The 17,797-nt window shown below is 34.5% G+C and carries 14 protein-coding genes; 11 read left to right on the plus strand and 3 right to left on the minus strand.

All coding sequences use genetic code 11. The annotated features are described in order from the left end of the window. Nucleotides 1-327 precede the first annotated feature (327 nt). The 7 genes from topA (at nt 328) to EKL98_RS12420 (ending at nt 9,981) form a co-directional block, all read left to right on the plus strand. Nucleotides 328-2,856 (plus strand): type I DNA topoisomerase, encoded by a 2,529-nt coding sequence (gene topA, locus EKL98_RS12390; protein ID WP_126562696.1) that lies wholly within the window; start codon nt 328-330, stop codon nt 2,854-2,856. Nucleotides 2,857-2,922: 66 nt separating this feature from the next. Next, complete coding sequence (locus tag EKL98_RS12395; protein ID WP_126562698.1) at nt 2,923-4,074, plus strand: formimidoylglutamase; 1,152 nt, start codon at nt 2,923-2,925, stop codon at nt 4,072-4,074. A gap of 127 nt (nt 4,075-4,201) precedes the next feature. Further along, nucleotides 4,202-5,605 carry a T9SS ring complex lipoprotein PorK/GldK gene (porK, locus tag EKL98_RS12400; RefSeq protein ID WP_126562701.1) on the plus strand — a complete coding sequence of 468 codons (1,404 nt, stop codon included), beginning with the start codon at nt 4,202-4,204 and terminating at the stop codon, nt 5,603-5,605. Nucleotides 5,606-5,646: 41 nt separating this feature from the next. Beyond that, nucleotides 5,647-6,294 (plus strand): type IX secretion system motor protein PorL/GldL, encoded by a 648-nt coding sequence (gene porL / locus EKL98_RS12405; RefSeq protein ID WP_126461927.1) that lies wholly within the window; start codon nt 5,647-5,649, stop codon nt 6,292-6,294. A gap of 46 nt (nt 6,295-6,340) precedes the next feature. Continuing rightward, the gene (porM, locus tag EKL98_RS12410; protein ID WP_126562703.1) at nt 6,341-7,885 is read left to right on the plus strand and encodes a type IX secretion system motor protein PorM/GldM; all 1,545 of its coding nucleotides are present in this window, start codon (nt 6,341-6,343) and stop codon (nt 7,883-7,885) included. Nucleotides 7,886-7,935: 50 nt separating this feature from the next. After that, nucleotides 7,936-8,826, plus strand: coding sequence for a type IX secretion system ring subunit PorN/GldN (gene porN / locus EKL98_RS12415; protein ID WP_126462161.1), 891 nt, complete (start codon nt 7,936-7,938; stop codon nt 8,824-8,826). Between the two features lie 102 nt (nt 8,827-8,928). After that, complete coding sequence (locus EKL98_RS12420; protein ID WP_126562705.1) at nt 8,929-9,981, plus strand: NAD(P)/FAD-dependent oxidoreductase; 1,053 nt, start codon at nt 8,929-8,931, stop codon at nt 9,979-9,981. Between the two features lie 2 nt (nt 9,982-9,983). On the opposite strand, the gene EKL98_RS12425 is transcribed toward EKL98_RS12420, so the two are convergent. Continuing rightward, entirely contained in the window at nt 9,984-10,367 is a 384-nt protein-coding gene (locus tag EKL98_RS12425) for a DUF983 domain-containing protein (RefSeq protein WP_126461936.1), read from the minus strand. Between the two features lie 73 nt (nt 10,368-10,440). On the opposite strand from EKL98_RS12425, the gene EKL98_RS12430 reads away from it, so the two are divergent. Continuing rightward, nucleotides 10,441-12,348 carry an ABC-F family ATP-binding cassette domain-containing protein gene (locus EKL98_RS12430; RefSeq protein WP_126461939.1) on the plus strand — a complete coding sequence of 636 codons (1,908 nt, stop codon included), beginning with the start codon at nt 10,441-10,443 and terminating at the stop codon, nt 12,346-12,348. A gap of 32 nt (nt 12,349-12,380) precedes the next feature. Here the strand turns inward: EKL98_RS12430 and EKL98_RS12435 are convergent, their stop codons facing one another. After that, complete coding sequence (locus EKL98_RS12435) at nt 12,381-13,349, minus strand: App1 family protein (RefSeq protein ID WP_126461942.1); 969 nt, start codon at nt 13,347-13,349, stop codon at nt 12,381-12,383. 64 nt (nt 13,350-13,413) lie between these two features. On the opposite strand from EKL98_RS12435, the gene EKL98_RS12440 reads away from it, so the two are divergent. Beyond that, nucleotides 13,414-14,313 carry a diacylglycerol/lipid kinase family protein gene (locus tag EKL98_RS12440; protein WP_126461945.1) on the plus strand — a complete coding sequence of 300 codons (900 nt, stop codon included), beginning with the start codon at nt 13,414-13,416 and terminating at the stop codon, nt 14,311-14,313. On the opposite strand, the gene EKL98_RS12445 is transcribed toward EKL98_RS12440, so the two are convergent. Further along, on the minus strand, nt 14,306-15,454 hold the full coding sequence (locus EKL98_RS12445; protein WP_126461947.1) for a GNAT family protein: 1,149 nt from the start codon (nt 15,452-15,454) through the stop codon (nt 14,306-14,308). The genes EKL98_RS12440 and EKL98_RS12445 overlap by 8 nt on opposite strands. A 174-nt stretch (nt 15,455-15,628) precedes the next feature. On the opposite strand from EKL98_RS12445, the gene EKL98_RS12450 reads away from it, so the two are divergent. After that, nucleotides 15,629-15,904, plus strand: a complete 276-nt coding sequence (locus tag EKL98_RS12450; protein WP_126562706.1) for a 4a-hydroxytetrahydrobiopterin dehydratase — start codon at nt 15,629-15,631, stop codon at nt 15,902-15,904. A gap of 318 nt (nt 15,905-16,222) precedes the next feature. Next, nucleotides 16,223-17,077 (plus strand): leucine-rich repeat domain-containing protein, encoded by an 855-nt coding sequence (locus EKL98_RS12455; protein WP_126461956.1) that lies wholly within the window; start codon nt 16,223-16,225, stop codon nt 17,075-17,077. Nucleotides 17,078-17,797 lie beyond the last annotated feature (720 nt).

Below are 17,797 nucleotides of genomic sequence, written 5' to 3' on the forward strand. Positions count from 1 at the left end.
GTTTTAAGTAACAATCATTGTATAATGGGGTGTTTTAAAATTAGAGAAAATGATGGAACAAGTTGATTTTAAGATACTATTGGCTATGTTTTTTGTTTTGACTTGACGACTTTTAAACTTTTTCACATACTTAATTGCAGTTGGATTTTAGGAAATAGATCATAAAAAGGCAGTATTTTTAATAAAACCGCAGTGATTTATTTTTTTTAAAGTATAGGATTCAAATCATTCAAAACTTGCAACTGAATGATTAAATTGACTTTTAAAATTTAAAAAACTTAAAATTTAAAAAAATCTTCTACTTTTGCCGACATAAACAATCGGAATATGGCAAAGAATTTAGTTATAGTGGAATCACCTGCAAAGGCAAAAACAATCGAAAAATTTCTAGGAGCAGATTTTCAGGTCGAGTCAAGTTATGGGCACATTGCTGACTTGCCGTCTAAGGAAATTGGTGTTGATGTAGAAAATGGCTTCAAACCCAAATACGAAGTTTCTGCTGATAAAAAAGCATTGGTTACTAAATTAAAAGGACTTGCTAAAAAAGCTGAAATGGTATGGTTAGCAAGTGATGAGGATCGCGAGGGAGAAGCTATTTCTTGGCATTTAGCCGAAGAATTAAAATTAGACGCGACCAAAACCAAGCGGATTGTTTTTCATGAAATCACTAAAACTGCAATTCTAAAAGCCATTGATAATCCACGAGAAATTGATTATAACTTAGTCAATGCGCAGCAAGCGCGTCGTGTATTAGATCGATTGGTAGGTTATGAATTATCTCCTGTACTTTGGAGAAAAATAAAGGGAGGGCTTTCGGCAGGCCGTGTGCAATCAGTATCAGTTCGTTTGATAGTGGAACGGGAACGGGAAATTCAAAACTTTAATGCTGTAGCTACGTATTCTGTTGTGGCAGAATTTACTAATGAAACCGGTAAAATATTCAAAGCCAAACTGCCTAAAAATTTCAATACTAAAAAAGAAGCCGAAGATTTTTTAAATAGAAATATAGGTTCTACATATAAGGTAGCCGATTTGGAGACTAAACCTACCAAAAAAACACCAACAGGTCCGTTTACCACATCAACATTGCAACAAGAAGCCGCTCGTAAATTGTATTTGCCGGTAGGAATTACCATGCAACTGGCGCAACGCCTGTATGAAGCCGGACTGATCACGTATATGAGAACGGATAGCGTGAATTTATCTAAAGATGCGATGGAAGCGGCTCAGGCTGAAATTATTAAATCCTACGGAAAAGAGTTCTCTAAACCTCGAACTTTTGTCAATAAAAGTAAGGGAGCACAGGAAGCACACGAGGCAATTCGTCCTACGGATATGTCCCGTCATACGGTAAATATAGACAAAGATCAAGCGCGTTTGTATGACTTGATATGGAAAAGAACCTTGGCTTCGCAAATGAGTGATGCACAATTAGAACGTACTAACGTGAAAATTGAAGCGAATAATCATGGTGAAATATTCACGGCTTCCGGAGAGGTTTTGCTTTTTGAAGGTTTCTTGAAAGTATACCTTGAAGGGCATGATGACGATGAAGAAGAGCAGGAAGGCATGTTGCCGGCAATGAAAGTCAATGAAAAATTACAAAACAATTACATCTCAGCAACCGAAAGATATTCTAGAGCGCCTGCAAGATATACCGAAGCTTCATTGGTAAAAAAATTAGAAGAGTTAGGAATTGGTCGTCCGTCTACCTATGCGCCAACAATTTCTACGATTATCAACAGGAATTATGTAGAAAAAGGAAATCTGGACGGGCAAGAAAGAAATTACGTGCAATTGATGTTGCAATCCGGAAAAGTAGTAGCGAAGGTGCTGAAAGAAAACACCGGATCTGATAAAGGAAAATTAGTTCCTACAGATATTGGAACAATTGTTACGGATTTCTTGGTAAAGAATTTCGGAAATATTTTGGATTATAATTTCACTGCAAAAGTCGAAGAGGATTTTGATGAAATAGCGGAAGGAAATATTGAGTGGACTAAAATGATGCAGGAGTTCTACGATAAATTTCACCCTATAGTGAAAGATGTAGAGGCCAATGCAGATCGTGAAAGCGGGGAGAGAATTCTTGGAACCGATCCAAAAACAGGAAAGCCGGTTTCGGTTCGTTTAGGAAAATTTGGACCAATGGCTCAAATTGGTGCCGCTGATGATGAAGAAAAAAAGTTCGCGAGTTTGATGAATGATCAAAATATTGGGAACATCACTTTAGAGGAAACGCTGAATCTATTTTTATTGCCAAAAAATCTTGGAGAATATAAAGGCGAAGAAGTTGAGGTAAGTAATGGTCGTTACGGCCCTTATATTCGTCATGGTGCGGCTTTTGTTTCTTTACCAAAAGGAGAAAATCCACTGGATGTTGATTTTGAAAGGGCTCAGGAATTAATCGATGAAAAGGCTATTGCCGATGCTCCAATTGCCGTTTATAAAGGCGAAGGTGTTCAAAAAGGCGTTGGTCGTTTTGGTCCTTTTATCAAATGGGATGGCTTGTTTATTAATGTAAGTAAGAAATATAATTTTGATGATTTGTCTCAAGTTGATATAGAAGCATTGATTGAAGATAAATTGCAAAAAAATATCGATAAAGTATTGCATAATTGGGAGGATGAAGGTATTCTGGTCGAGAAAGCCCGCTGGGGTCGCTCTGTAATCACCAAAGGAAAACTCAAAATTGAATTGAGTAAAGACGTAGATGCTGCCAAATTAACATTGGCGGAAGTCCAAGAAATGATTGCCAAAAAAACGCCTGCTAAAAAAGTAGCCGCCAAAAAAGCACCAGCAAAGAAAGCAGCTGTCAAAAAAACAGCCGTTAAGAAACCTGTCGCAAAAAAGTAATTAGTCACTAATTCCGGTTTCATCGCTCTTTGTTAAGAGTTGTGATTAAGGGAAAAAAATATAAAAATGGAATTTGATTTTCTAAAGCCCGTTGATGATGAAATCCTGGAATATATAAATGGATTGACTTCACAGCAACTGGGCGGTAAAATTGTGTTGCATACCCAGGAACAATTCCCTGATTTAAACAAGATTAAAATTGCCGTACTAGGTGTTTTAGAAAACCGAGGCAATGCCAATGCGGTGTCCACTGTTGATTTACTCTCGGTTAGGAAAGAATTATATGGATTATTTCCTGGAAACTGGGATGCATCTGTTGCTGATTTAGGTGACATTCTTGCTGGAAACTCTACGGAAGATACCTACTTTGCCTTAAAAAAAGTAACAGCAAGTTTAATAAAAAAGAAGATTATTCCTATTGTTATTGGGGGTTCTCAGGATCTGACCTATGCTTTGTACAGAGCGTATGATGATTTAGAACAGATGGTGAATTTAGTTGCTATCGATAATAAGTTTGATTTTGGAAAAGAGAATGAACAGGCCTCGGCCACTTCTTATTTGACAAAAATAATTATAGACGAGCCGAACAATCTCTTTAATTATTGTAACATAGGCTATCAAACGTATTTTAATTCGCAAGAAGAAATAGATTTGATAGAGAAATTGTTTTTTGATGCCTATCGATTAGGGGAGGTTTCGAATAATATAGCTATATCTGAACCTGTTTTCAGAGATGCAGATGTGGTCAGTATTGATTTAAATGCTGTAAAATCATCTGATTCCGGCAATTTTAGTTCATTTGCACCCAATGGTTTTAACGGGAAAGAAATATGCGCGCTGTCACGATATGCAGGGATAAGTGATAAAGTTTCCGCATTGGGGATCTTTAATCACAATAATTCCGCACAAGAATCAGTGATCATAGCACAAATAATTTGGTATTTCATAGAAGGCTTTCATTATCGCTCGCATGAGTATCCTTTTGGAAGTAAAGAAAACTACTTGAAATATATAGTTCCCATGGAAGAAGAGGATCTTGTTTTTTATAAAAGTGATAAAACAGACCGATGGTGGATCGAAATTCCATTTATTTCAAATGTTAATAATAAATTAAAAAGAAACACGTTATTACCATGTTCTTATGAAGAATATTTAATGGCTTGTAATCAGGAATTGCCCGAAAGATGGTGGAAAGCGCAGAGAAAAAACATCATTTAGGATAATTTTATGCTTATTTATTCTTTTTTTATAAAATAGAGTTTGTTTAGTTTAAAAAAATTGTTTTTTTAAAAAATAATAAATAGGTTTACACCCTTAAAAATAATGAATATATAACCAAATTTATATGAAGAAGTTCATTGCATTTACGTCAATTTTGACCCTTTTAATTGGCTGTGGTAAATCAAGCGACAGAGGAGAACTAGTTGGTATTAATGGAGGGAAATGGCATCCGGAAAAACCTCTTGGAATGGCATTAATCCCAGGTGGCGCTTTTATAATGGGTAAGTCAGATGCTGATTTAGCCAATGTAGAGGACGCTCCAACAAAAACAGTTACGGTTCGCTCCTTTTATATGGATGAAACGGAAATTACCAATAGTGAATACCGTCAGTTTGTAGAGTGGGTAAAAGACTCTACAATGAGGGTGAGATTAGCAATTATGGCAGACATGAGCGGACAAACAGCTGATCCAACAGCTGCTAAGGGTAAAAATTCAGGAAGTATAGGTGACTTTGCTTTTAATGATTCGGATCCAGAGAAAATGACAGCCTATGACAAATACATGTATGATAATTATTATAGTGTAGGAACCGCTGACGATCCTTATGCCGGTAGAAAGCTGAATAAAAAAGTAAAATTAATAAAAGATACGAAACTATATCCGGATGAATATTATGCTGAAGTAATGGATTCTATGTATTTGCCAATAGAAGAATCATTCAACGGTCTTCGCACTATTGATGTTAATAAATTGAAATTCCGTTATTCTTGGATGGATATTCAGGCTGCTGCCAAAGCAAAAGACGGAAGACGAAAAGACTATATCAAAACCGAAGAAATAAATGTATATCCTGATACTAGCGTTTGGATTAAAGATTTTGCCTATTCCTACAATGAGCCAATGCATAATGATTATTTTTGGCACAAAGCCTACGGAGATTATCCTGTGGTAGGGGTCAAGTGGACTCAAGCGAAAGCATTTTGCGCCTGGAGAACATTATATAAAAACAGCCATATCAAATCAAAAAAGAAAGGACAAGACTTAATCAATTCTTTTCGATTGCCAACCGAAGCAGAATGGGAATATTCAGCCAGAGGAGGTTTAGAATCTGCTACTTATCCTTGGGGAGGGCCATATACTAAAAACGACAGAGGTTGTTTCTTGGCAAATTTCAAACCCAACAGGGGCGATTATGCAGCAGATGAAGCCTTGTATACTGTTGAAGCAAAATCGTATGAACCAAATGGTTATAATTTGTATAATATGGCAGGAAATGTTTCGGAATGGACCGATTCTTCTTATGATCCAAATGCGTATGAGTATGTATCGTCAATGAATCCAAATGTTCAGGATACTTCAAATAAACGCAAAGTACTGCGCGGTGGTTCATGGAAAGATGTTGCTTATTTCCTACAGGTAGGTACAAGAGATTATGAATATGCTGATTCAGCCAGGAGTTATATAGGTTTTAGAACCGTTCAGGATTACATGGGAGTTCAAACTACCGGAATCGGAAAAAAGAGATAATTAAAACAAACCAAATCTATTCATTTTTTAAAAACACTATTATGGCATTATTAAGTAAGAAAGCAATGAATTTCGCATACGGCATGGGAGCTGCTGTTGTAATCATAGGCGCACTATTCAAAATCACCCATATTGAATTTGGTTTTATTACAGGAAATTTAATGCTAACTATAGGTCTTGTTGTAGAAGCAGCCATTTTTGCGCTTTCTGCCTTTGAACCGGTTGATAATGATTTGGATTGGACTTTAGTATATCCGGAATTAGCTAACGGTCAGGCTAAACCAGCAACTAAAAAAGTAGAAACACCATCTGATGCACAAGGATTGTTGTCTCAAAAATTAGATATGATGTTAAAAGATGCCAAAATTGATGGGGAATTAATGGCTAGTTTAGGTAATAGCATCAAAAATTTCGAATCAGCAGCAAAGGGAATTGCCCCAACAATAGATTCTATTACATCTACTAAAAAATACAGCGAGGAGTTGACTTTGGCTGCAGCCCAAATGGAGTCATTGAACAGTCTGTATAAAATACAATTACAAAGCGCCTCCAGAAATGTACAAATTAATGAAGAAGTTGCTGAAAACAACCTAAAATTAAAAGATCAAATGCAGTCATTGACTTCAAACCTATCCTCTTTGAATAATGTATATGGTGGAATGCTTTCTGCAATGAATAATAAAGGATAATTAGTTTCAAACTATAAAAAAATATTAAACTAATTATTTAGAAAATATGGCAGGAGGAAAACTAACCCCTAGACAGAAGATGATTAACCTAATGTATTTGGTTTTCATCGCAATGTTAGCATTAAATATGTCCAAAGAAGTGTTGTCTGCTTTTGGATTAATGAATGAAAAATTTGAAGGGTCAAACGCTTCAGCTCAACAATCAAACGCTCAAATGTTAGCTGGATTAGATGCGAAAGCAGCGGAAGCAGGAGGCGAATTTGCTGCAGCGGCCATAACAGCTCATAAAGTAGAAGTGATAACAAAAAATTTTTACGATTATATTGGACAAATAAAAGCGGAAGTTTTAGTAGGAACCGAAGTGGATCCGGAGACGGGTAAACTACCGTATGAGGCTATGGACAAAGGAGATAATATAGATAATTTATGGTTCAGTCCCGCAGGTTACTCCGCTAAAGGAAAAGAAGTTATTTCAACAGTTGAAAAGTATAAATCGGACATGAAGTTGGCTTTGGGTGATAATAAAAAATTAGCGCCAATTTTATCTGAAGTTCAAGCTAAGTTTAGTTTGGCAGATGTTAAGAATAAAGACGGTATAGCGATACCTTATTTAGATTATCATTTTAAAGGCTTTCCAGCAGTTGCTTCTTTAGCTAAACTATCTGCTTGGCAGAATGATGTTAAAAAAGCAGAATCAGATGTGTACAGTACGGCATTAGGTAAAGCGGCGGTTGCAGCGGCATCTTACAGTAATTATCAAGCTATCGTTGTATTGGATAAAAATGCTTATTTCCAGGGCGAACAGGTTACAGGTAAAGTAGTTTTGGGACGTTATGACGAGAATACCAAACCAACAAGTGTTACTGGTGCTAGGTTAGATCCGGCTACGGGACAAGCTAAGATTGCTTTAACAGCTGGTGGTGTAGGTGAACAAAATATTGCAGGACAATTTACGTTTGTAGAGGATGGTAAAACAATCCCTTTAACATTCGCTGGAAAATATGTTGTTGTGCCAAGACCTAATTCTGCAACAATTTCAGCAGATAAGATGAATGTCGTTTATAGAGGCGTATCCAATCCTATGACTATTTCCTTTGCAGGTATTCCGGATAATGCTGTTAATGCTTCTGCTCCAGGTTTATCAAAGGTAGGCAACGGTAAATACGTTATGAATCCTGGTGGTGGTAATGAAGTTATTGTCAGCGTATCAGGAAAAATGTCGGATGGAAAAGTGGCTACTGATAAAAAAGTTTTCAGAATCAAAGGTATTCCGGGGCCAGCTGGAACTATTAGGGGAGAAACAGGTGTTGTAAAAGGACCAAAATCAAATCTTGAAATTGCAACTATTGGAGCTAAATTGGAAGATTTTGATTTTGAAGTTGGTTTAAATGTAGTTGGTTTTAATTTAAAAGTTACCGGACAGCCGACAGTAGTTGTATCAGGAAACAGATTAAATGCGCAATGTAAGGCCGTATTATCAAAAGCAGGAAGAGGTGATCAAGTGACTATTTCTGAGATTAAAACCAAACTTGTTGGTGCAGGAAGCTACTTATTGCCAAGAACAGCTCCAGTAATTTTTGAAATACAATAATTAGTACGGTTTTATATAAACCTACTTCAATATCTTATAATGATACTATGATGAATGTAAGAAATTTTTTAATCGCTATAGTCTGTTCCACAGGAAGTCTTGCTTCGGTTGCACAATCTAATTTGCTTAATGCAAAAACTCCTGACGAGATAGGTCTAAAATCTGATGCACAATTAATTTCAGATAACGATAGGCCTTTGTCCTATGGATATGTGCATGATAGAGATGTTTTAATGGGAAAAACAACCTGGGAAATAATCGATTTAAACGAAAAGATTAATTTTTCATTGTATTTTCCTGTAGATACTGCAAATATTGGTTCGGATAGGCGTTCGTTATACGATGTGCTGACTAAAGCCATAAAAAGTGGTGAATTAACAGAAGTGTATACAGATAGTTATTTTAACACTAAAAAATCATTTAAAGACATCCAAGCTTCATTAACTCGAATAGATACTACAGACGCCGGTAGAGAACAAATAAATGCAGGGAATCAAATATCAGAAGAGTATATTCTGAGACAGGATCTTTCTGCTCAGGACGTAACACAGTATAAAATTAAGGGGTATTGGTATTTTGATAAAAGGCAGAGTGAATTAAAGTATCGTTTATTGGGTATTTGTCCAGTGACTCCGGATGTTTATACGATGAATAGTGATCAAAAAGATTATATTGAGTTGTTTTGGGTGTTTTTTCCAGCAGCAAGAGATGTGTTGCATGATGCTAAAGCATTCAATGATAAAAACTCAGCGATGCCGATTTCATTTGATCAAATCTTAAATTCAAGACGTTTTAATAGTTTTATTTACAAAGAAGAAAATGTTTATGGAGACAGATCCATTGAAGAGTATATGAAAGATAATGCCCAGAATCAGTTGTTAGAATCCGATCGAGTGAAAGAGAAAATTCGCAATTTCGAATCTGATATGTGGAATTATTAATTTCAGTTTTTTTACTATAAACGCAAAACTCTTACTGTGATGGTAAGAGTTTTGTGTTTTAATGTATTTACTTTGTCTTTAGTTTAAATTATATTTCTTCAAATGATTGATTATTTAATAATTGGTTCAGGTTTAGCGGGTATTTCATTTGCAGAGGTTGCGCTGCGAAATGATAAAAGTATTTTAGTACTGGATAATAATTCTCAAAATTCTTCAAGAATCGCGGGGGGTTTGTATAACCCTGTTATTTTAAAACGATTCAGTGAGGTTTGGCAGGCACAAGAGCAATTAGTTTTGATGAATGAATTTTATGCGCTGTTGGAAAAAAAATTAGAATGTACCGTAGATTTTAAGAGACCTATTTTGAGAAAATTTTTCTCCGTAGAAGAACAGAATAATTGGTTTATAGCTTCGGATAAAATAAATCTTTCGCCATTTTTATCCACAAAATTGATTTTTGAGAAATTTTCTGGAATTGATTCTCCCTTTGGATACGGAGAAGTTTTGCAGACGGGTTATGTTGATACCGCATTGTTGTTGCGTAAATACAGAGACTATCTTATCCATAATAAGATGTTTCAGGAGGAGTCTTTTGATTATGAGGCGCTTCAGGTTGACTCAAATGGTATTCGATACAAAGACATTCAAGCGAAACATATTGTTTTTGCCGAAGGCTTTGGAATGCATGGAAATCCTTATTTTAAACATTTGCCATTAGACGGTACAAAAGGGGAGCTTTTTGTCATTAGAGCACCTAATTTGCGTTTAGATGTGATCGTCAATACAAGTGTCTTTATTTTGCCTCTTGGAAATGATTTGTTCAAGGTAGGAGCCACTTACAATTGGAAAGATAAAACAGATTTACCTACTCCAGAAGGAAAAACGGAATTAGTGGAAAGAATAAAAGAGATTATTACTTGTGATTTTGAAATTGTGGCTCATTTTGCCGGAGTTCGCCCCACGGTAAAAGATAGAAGACCACTCGTAGGAACACATCAAAATTATAATTCAGTACATATTTTGAATGGTTTGGGCACACGAGGAGTTATGTTAGGTCCTGCAATGGCAAAAGCTTTATTTGACACTATTGAAAATAAAATTCCTTTAGACACTGTAATTGACATCAATCGATTTGTATCTAAAGGAAAAAAATAGTGTTATTTTTTATTTAATTTGTGATCATACGAAACAAACATGTTGATGTAAATATTCCTTGCCCATCGCAAAACAAAAGGGAATAAAATAACCAGTGATACTATTATTGCAAGGAATGCAACTTTTAGACTGGATTCGAAGAGAACAAAAGAGATGACAAAAGCAGCAATTCCTATTGCTACATTTAATCCGTAACTAACGTACATAGCGCCATAAAAAAAAGAAGGTTCAATTTGATATCTTAAACCACAATGACTGCAATTTTCGTGCATTTTCAATATTTTGTTTAGATGTAACGGATTTTTATCTAAATACATACTCTCATTCTGACATTTAGGACAAGTTCCTGTTAAAATGCTATATAATTTGGATCCTTTTTTTAACATTTGCAAAAAATTTAATTTTTCCTTTTTTGGAGTTACAAATTTACGCATTCAAAAAGGAATAAAATCACAATACATGCTTAATATACACAATTTATCCGTTTCATTTGGTGGTTCCTATTTGTTTGAAGAAGTTACCTTTCGATTGGGTGCCGGAGACCGCGTGGGTCTTGTAGGAAAGAACGGAGCGGGGAAATCGACCATGCTTAAAATGTTAGCAAAAGATTTTGCTCCAGATTCAGGTGTTATTTCTCAAGAGAAAGACCTTCGTATGGGATTCTTGCGTCAGGATATTGACTTTGAACAAGGAAGAACGGTTCTGGAAGAAGCATATGAAGCGTTTACAGAGATTAAAATTGTAGAGAAAAAGCTCGAAGAAATCAATCACTTATTGGTTACCAGAACGGATTATGAAAGTGATGAATACAGTCAAATCATTGAAGACTTATCGGATTACACCCATCGTTTTGAATTATTGGGCGGTTATAATTATGTGGGGGACACGGAGAAAATTTTACTTGGTTTAGGATTTAAAAGAGACGTTTTTGATAATCAAACTGAAACTTTTTCCGGTGGATGGAGAATGCGTATCGAATTAGCCAAGTTATTATTGCAGGCTAATGATGTTTTGTTGCTGGATGAGCCCACAAATCACTTGGATATTGAGAGTATCATTTGGCTGGAAAGTTTTCTTCGCAATTATCCCGGTGTGGTGGTAATTGTTTCACACGATAAAATGTTTTTAGATAATGTGACAAACAGAACGATCGAAATTTCCCTTGGTAAAGCCTATGATTTCAATAAACCATATTCTCAATATTTAGAATTGCGTCATGAGATTCGTGAAAAACAATTGGCCACACAAAAAAATCAAGCCAAAAAAATAGAAGAAACAGAGAAATTAATCGAAAAATTTCGTGCCAAAGCATCTAAAGCCTCCATGGCACAATCGATGATTAAAAAACTGGACAAAATAGAACGTATTGAAGTAGATGAAGATGACAATTCCGTGATGAATATTACTTTTCCAGTTTCGAAAGAACCGGGACGAGTAGTTATAGAAGCTGAAAATGTGACCAAAAGCTACGGGGACAAAACGATTTTGAAAGATATCAATCTATTAGTGGAGCGTGGAAGTAAAATAGCCTTCGTAGGGCAAAACGGGCAAGGAAAATCAACTTTTATTAAGGCTATTGTTGACGAATTCGAGTATAAAGGAAATATCAAGTTAGGACATAATGTACAATTGGGGTATTTTGCACAAAATCAGGCTGAATATCTGGATGGCGAAATCACTTTGTTGCAAACGATGGAAGATGCGGCGGCAGATACGAACCGAATGAAAGTACGCGATATGCTGGGTTCTTTCTTGTTTCGTGGTGACGATGTAGATAAAAAGGTAAAAGTCCTTTCCGGAGGCGAAAGAAACCGTTTGGCGTTGTGTAAATTATTGTTGCAACCTATTAATGTTTTATTGATGGATGAGCCTACTAATCACTTGGACATCAAATCGAAGAATGTGTTAAAAGCCGCTCTTCAAAAATTTGGCGGTACTTTATTACTGGTTTCTCACGATAGGGATTTCTTGCAGGGCATGTCAAATTTAGTATATGAATTTAAAGACCAAAAAATAAAAGAATATTTAGGGGATATCAACTATTTTTTAGAACAACGCAATATGGAAAACATGCGTGAAGTAGAAAAAAAAGAGGCTCAGAAAGTAGCATCACCTAAAGAAAGCAATAAAGCATCATACGAAGATCAGAAAAAAGGAAAAGCATTACAAAACAAGTTAAGCAAGATCGAAAGCCAAATCAAGCAATTAGAAAAAGACATTCAGCAAGATGATAAAATGCTGGCTTCTAATTATGATAAACATATTGAGGATGCTAAGTTTTTTATGGCGTACAATAAGAAAAAGGCTGAGTTAGACAAATTTCTTTTAGATTGGGAAGCTGTTCAGGAAGAAATTGATACTGTGTAAAAAAGAAGAGTTCCGGTTTCGGAGCTCTTTTTTTATTTAATAATCCCAATAGATTTTGAATGTGCAATAGCTTCACTACTGTTTTTGAAATAACAAATAGAAACTTTTAAGGTTTCTAAATTTTCCATAATTGTAATTATTTTTTCTTTTTTAGAAGTCCCAGTTTGTCGGATATAAACTGCTTTTACGGTAACTGGGAAAATTTTACAAATAGCTTCGTATAAATAGGGGTCATGTTGTGAATCATCCCCTAGAAGTACATACTCTAAATTGGGATAAAACTCTAGAATGTGTTTTATTTTGTCAAACTTGTGGTTGTGATCCCCACTTCCGGTGATGAAAAAATCAGCCAGGCTCGTCTTGATGTCTTTCAGTAATAAAACGGCTTTTGGAAGCTTATGAATTTCAGTGAATTGTATGACAAAACGATACAAATTCCATTCACTGCTGGAAACATAAAAGAACGCATTTAACTCGTGTTTGTTTGTTCTTCCTGCCGAACTCAAGGCTTGATAATGGGTAACTACATCATCAAAAGTTTTTCTTTTATATATGTTTTTAAACAATAAAACATATAATTTTTTTAAAGGATTCAGCGTGTGAGAAACTAAAAAAGTATCATCAATGTCAGAGATGATTCCCAGATTTCCTTTGTGTGGACGAATATAACTGTCTTTGGCCGTAATGGTTTCGTTATTATGAGTAATACTCACTTTATAATCAATCCAGCCATACTTAGAATCCTGATCTAGTGGCACGCAAAACTTAAAATAACCATCATTTAGTGTTCTGGTATGGATTTTGGAATTGTTTTGTTCTAAATACACATCAGCATTTGCTTGTGTCTTTATTTGAAACATTTTGATTACTGAAGTAGCATTTTTAAAGTTCTTTTTTTGAAAATTATATTCTTTAACTGTTGTTGGTTTGAACACATGCCCCATGACAATTAATTCTTGCTCATTAGCGTAGCCACGATATAATTTTAAAATTGGTTTCATTTATTGTAGTACTTTTGATTGGAGATGAATTTAATTAATTTTAATTAATAAAAGAAGATAAAGTTTGAGAAATAACATTATTGTTGTTGTTAATCCTATTTCCGGTGACATTGATAAATCTGAATTTATTGATGCTGTGGCACTTTTTGCTGAAAAAGAAAATTTTAATCCAGTAATTTATAATACCTCGGGAGTAAATGATATTGATAAAATAAAGGTGCTGTATCAAACCTACAAACCACAACGAATTATTATTACAGGGGGTGACGGAACCATAAAAATGGTAGCCGAAGCAATGGAAAATCAAGATGTAATTTTAGGAATTTTACCCGCCGGATCAGCTAATGGATTGGCAGTAGACTTGAATTTACCTGCCACACTGGAGGAAAACTTAGAAATTGCTTTTCACAATGAGTACATGATGATTGATATGATTTCTATTAATGGAAAAAAAAGTGTTCACCTAAGTGATATTGGACTTAATGCAGAATTGATTAAGAACTATGAAAAAAGTACGATTCGGGGAAAACTGGGGTATGCTTTGCAAGCGGTGTCTACTCTGATTGATTTAGATGAGCCTTTTTTTGCCACAATAACAGGTGATTTTCCCACTATTGAATGTGTAGCGAGAATGATTGTTATTGCCAATTCAAAAAAATACGGAACAGGAGTTTCTATTAATCCTAACGGACTAATGGACGATGGGAAATTTGAATTAGTGATCTTGAAAAATTTAGATTTAGTAGTGCTTGGGAAAATTATTACCGGAAATATAACAACAGATGATGCAGAAGATATAGAAATAATATCAGTAAAAAATGCTTTAATCACGACTAGTGTGCCGGTTAGCTTTCAAGTTGACGGTGAATATTGTGGATCCGAAACTAAGCTAAATGTCGAAATTTTACCCAAACACATGAAAGTTGCCGTACCATATACTGATCCAGATTATGGATTTATTTGAACGGATTGCGTTCTTGCCATTTGATTTTAGGTTCTAAATATTTGAATATCTTTGGCATAAAATGATTGGCAACCCTATTGCTGTGGCCTATTAATCCATACATTTTTATAGGCTTAGCGCCAACAGAACTTTTGATTTCCAAAGCAGTTCTTGCAAAGATAATTTCCTGAAAGCCTTTATTAATTGAATAGGCAATCATGTCATATAACATATTCAGGTACAGCATTTTCTCGCGCTGAACACTTTCATCATATCCCAGAAAGTAGGTATCCATTATGGAACCGTTTTTAATCAAAGTATTGAAACCTATTAGTCTGTCCTTTGAAAAATAACCATAAAAAAGAAATTTGTCTTTGAAAATTTCTTTAAAAATCCTAAAATGATTTTTTGGAAGAAAAAAAGTATTAAAGGGAGCATTTTTAGCCACATGAAGGTACAAATCATAAATCGTTTCTTCCAAGGCAATGATGTCTTCCAGGTGTAATTTTCTTTTTTCAATCTGATCTGCCTTCTTTCTTGCTCTTTTATATTGATCCCGGTATTTTTTTGAAAGAGAGTCAATATAATTTTGTTCTGTTTTCCAGGCTTCATTAATGGTGAAAACCATATTAGGCTGTGTCGAAAACGGATATTCATTTTTGAATTCCGGAATACGGAAGGTTTTGATTTCCTCGCAATTGAAATCTTTGTAGGTGGTAATGTGAATTTTTTTGCCTTTGGATTTAAAGCGTTGTTTTAATTCAGTTACAGCAGTATTCAATACTTGTAAAGCTCTCTTTTTATCAATGGTGTCTAACAAAGCAAAAGAATTTTGTCCGGTTAACATATTGTTGCCAATAACCAGTACATGAGATCCAAAGTTCCTGAAAACAAAATTTCGTACCGCTGTCTTGATACACTTATCACGTTCTCCAAAAGATTCCAGTTTGTTTAAATCCAGAAATTGGGAAAGCGCAATCCCTACTAAAGTGTCATTTTCAAAGAGTCCAATATAATGACAAATCATGTTCTCAGGGGATGATCTTTCTAAAACATCCAGATATTTTTTGGATAAAAAAACAGTCGAAATCGCCATGTCATCCCAGTTTGAATGGAGCTGCGCAGTAGTAGTATAAATTTTAAAGGAGTATGCTGAATTCAAATTAAAAAGAAATATTTTTCGCCAAAATTAGTTAATAAAGTTAAATTATTTTTCAATATATCAAAATTTACTAACTTTATATTCCTGAAATTTGGATCTTCATAATTGTTTTAATCTGGATATTGTTTTACATCAGCAAGTTACAGGCAGATCAACCCATAAATAAATAAAAGTATGAAAACGTACACCGAACAATCCATTCAATCAGAGTTGAAAAAATTGAAAGACTGGCAGTATATTAATAATGGAATTGAGAAAAAGTATATGTTCCTGGATTTTACTCAAGCCTTAGGTTTTATAGTTCAAGTAGGAATAAAAGCGGAGAAAAAAAATCATCATCCGGAATTATGCAACGTGTATAATAAAGTAACCATTCGACTGACTACTCATGATGCAGATGGTGTAACGGATAAGGATCTTGATTTGGCAAAAGCCATCGAAGAGCTTTAGGGAATGTAGTTTTATTGTTGTTGTTGAATTTTGGGGCAAATTACTACTCCCATATTTGTGAAATATCCATCCAAAATATACTGCCAGTCAGGTGTTTTGTAATTTATTTTGTCCTGATGAAGCTAAATTTAATTAGAATTGTTCTAAGAAAAAGGAAGTTCAATCATTGACAGAGTAGTTATAGAACGCACTCTAAAAAATATTTTGCTGTAAGAGATATCTCTATTTAAAATTATAAAACATGTATTTCATCGGTTTTATTTGCTGATTAACTAGAAACCATCTATTTTAGGAATGTAAAAGACTAAATTTAAAGGGATGAAAAGTGTAACTACTCTGTTTTTAATCATTTTTTTTTCATGTTCAATGTTGGCCGATGTATCTGATCAGGAGAAAGATGCCTTAGTAAAACTGTACCAGTCCACTAGTGGAAGTCAGTGGCATGTCAAGTGGGATTTATCATCACCTGTTACCACTTGGTATGGCATAAAAGTACAAGACGAAAAAGTGATTGCAGTACATCTAGCTGATAATAATTTAGTGGGTGAAATTCCAGCTGAAATTGTTAATCTCGTAGGTCTTCAAGAGTTGGATTTACACAAGAACCAAATATCAGGTTCGATTCCTTTTTTTATTGGAAAATTAAAAGAAATGAAAGTATTGAACCTTTCTTTTAATAAGTTGTCAGGAACAATTCCTTCCTCTATTTGTGAAATGAGTAATTTGAAAGACTTAGAGTTGTATATGAATGCGCTTTCAGGGGAATTGCCCATGCAAATAGGATCCTTGAAACAGTTAGAAATACTATCATTATTTAACAACGAAATTATAGGGGAAATTCCAAATTCTTTATATGATTTAAAAACGTTAAAAATATTGCTCTTAAATAGTAATAAACTTTCGGGAGTATTAAGCAGTGAAGTGGTAAACATGACAGCACTTGAAAATCTTAGTTTATTTGACAACAAAATGAACGGTCAAGTGCCAATAGAATTAGAAAAATTAGAAAATCTTAAAGAAATGAATATTTCATACAATAGATTTAATGGAGTAGTGTCTAAAGATTTAGCAGTTTTAGATGTGTTAAATATGACAATGTTGAATGACAAAGGCGTTGCAGTGCTATTAGAAGTTACGACCAATAGAAACTCAGCGATTGTTTCGGAGGATTAATTTTAAATAAAATAACCGCTTAGTATCTTTTAATAAATTGAATTTAGTTGATTTTGGATAGGTTGATTTTAGTAAACGTAGTTGGTAAAAAACCTGTGTGACTTATCACGCAGGTTTTTTTTAGTTTTAAAATGCTTTACGGATTCGTGTATTAGTTGTCTGTTTTGATCTATTCCTTTTAAATATTTGGGAAGTTTTTTGGATCTCTATTGTTTGAATTTCTTAGTTGTTTTTGGTTATTCTAATGAAAAAACAAATCGGTCAACACCTTTCTTGATGTTTCCATTTCAAAATGAGTTCTCCATTAGTTAGCTTAGACTTATTTCTTTAGTGGATAGGTTTCTTACTCCATGAGGTTCTGTTTTGAAGTTCAAAAAGTAGCATTCCAAAAAATAAATTAAAAACTAAAAAAAGCATATTCTTAAGACAAAAGCCAGTCTGTATTTTCAAATGAACTTTTTTAATTTTTCCCGTGTGTCTTTATCTAACAATTACCTGGCGCTCTTTATCCAGTAATTGTTCCTCGCCTTGTTCTAGTGATTTAAATAAGGAGTTCTCTAAATGCAAATTGACATTTACTTCATACCATCGACCAAGGAATAAAATCTCTTTATAATAGAGCCTTTCGTGCAAGGTATGATTGCTGTCAATAGAGGAACTTTCCTTGTAGGGCTTGCCATATTTGAGTTAATCTCAATATTTATAGGGGTTGAGGAAGGT

The organism is Flavobacterium bomense (genome assembly GCF_003970355.1).

Bases quoted from the DNA above. Each gene is read 5' to 3' on its own strand.
- EKL98_RS12450 (WP_126562706.1), top strand. From the start codon at position 15,629: ATGAAAACGTACACCGAACAATCCATTCAATCAGAGTTGAAAAAATTG.
- EKL98_RS12430 (WP_126461939.1), top strand. From the start codon at position 10,441: ATGCTTAATATACACAATTTATCCGTTTCATTTGGTGGTTCCTATTTG.
- EKL98_RS12425 (WP_126461936.1), bottom strand. From the start codon at position 10,367: ATGTTAAAAAAAGGATCCAAATTATATAGCATTTTAACAGGAACTTGT.
- EKL98_RS12455 (WP_126461956.1), top strand. From the start codon at position 16,223: ATGAAAAGTGTAACTACTCTGTTTTTAATCATTTTTTTTTCATGTTCA.
- topA (WP_126562696.1), top strand. From the start codon at position 328: ATGGCAAAGAATTTAGTTATAGTGGAATCACCTGCAAAGGCAAAAACA.
- porM (WP_126562703.1), top strand. From the start codon at position 6,341: ATGGCAGGAGGAAAACTAACCCCTAGACAGAAGATGATTAACCTAATG.
- porK (WP_126562701.1), top strand. From the start codon at position 4,202: ATGAAGAAGTTCATTGCATTTACGTCAATTTTGACCCTTTTAATTGGC.
- porN (WP_126462161.1), top strand. From the start codon at position 7,936: ATGAATGTAAGAAATTTTTTAATCGCTATAGTCTGTTCCACAGGAAGT.
- EKL98_RS12435 (WP_126461942.1), bottom strand. From the start codon at position 13,349: ATGAAACCAATTTTAAAATTATATCGTGGCTACGCTAATGAGCAAGAA.
- EKL98_RS12395 (WP_126562698.1), top strand. From the start codon at position 2,923: ATGGAATTTGATTTTCTAAAGCCCGTTGATGATGAAATCCTGGAATAT.
- porL (WP_126461927.1), top strand. From the start codon at position 5,647: ATGGCATTATTAAGTAAGAAAGCAATGAATTTCGCATACGGCATGGGA.
- EKL98_RS12420 (WP_126562705.1), top strand. From the start codon at position 8,929: ATGATTGATTATTTAATAATTGGTTCAGGTTTAGCGGGTATTTCATTT.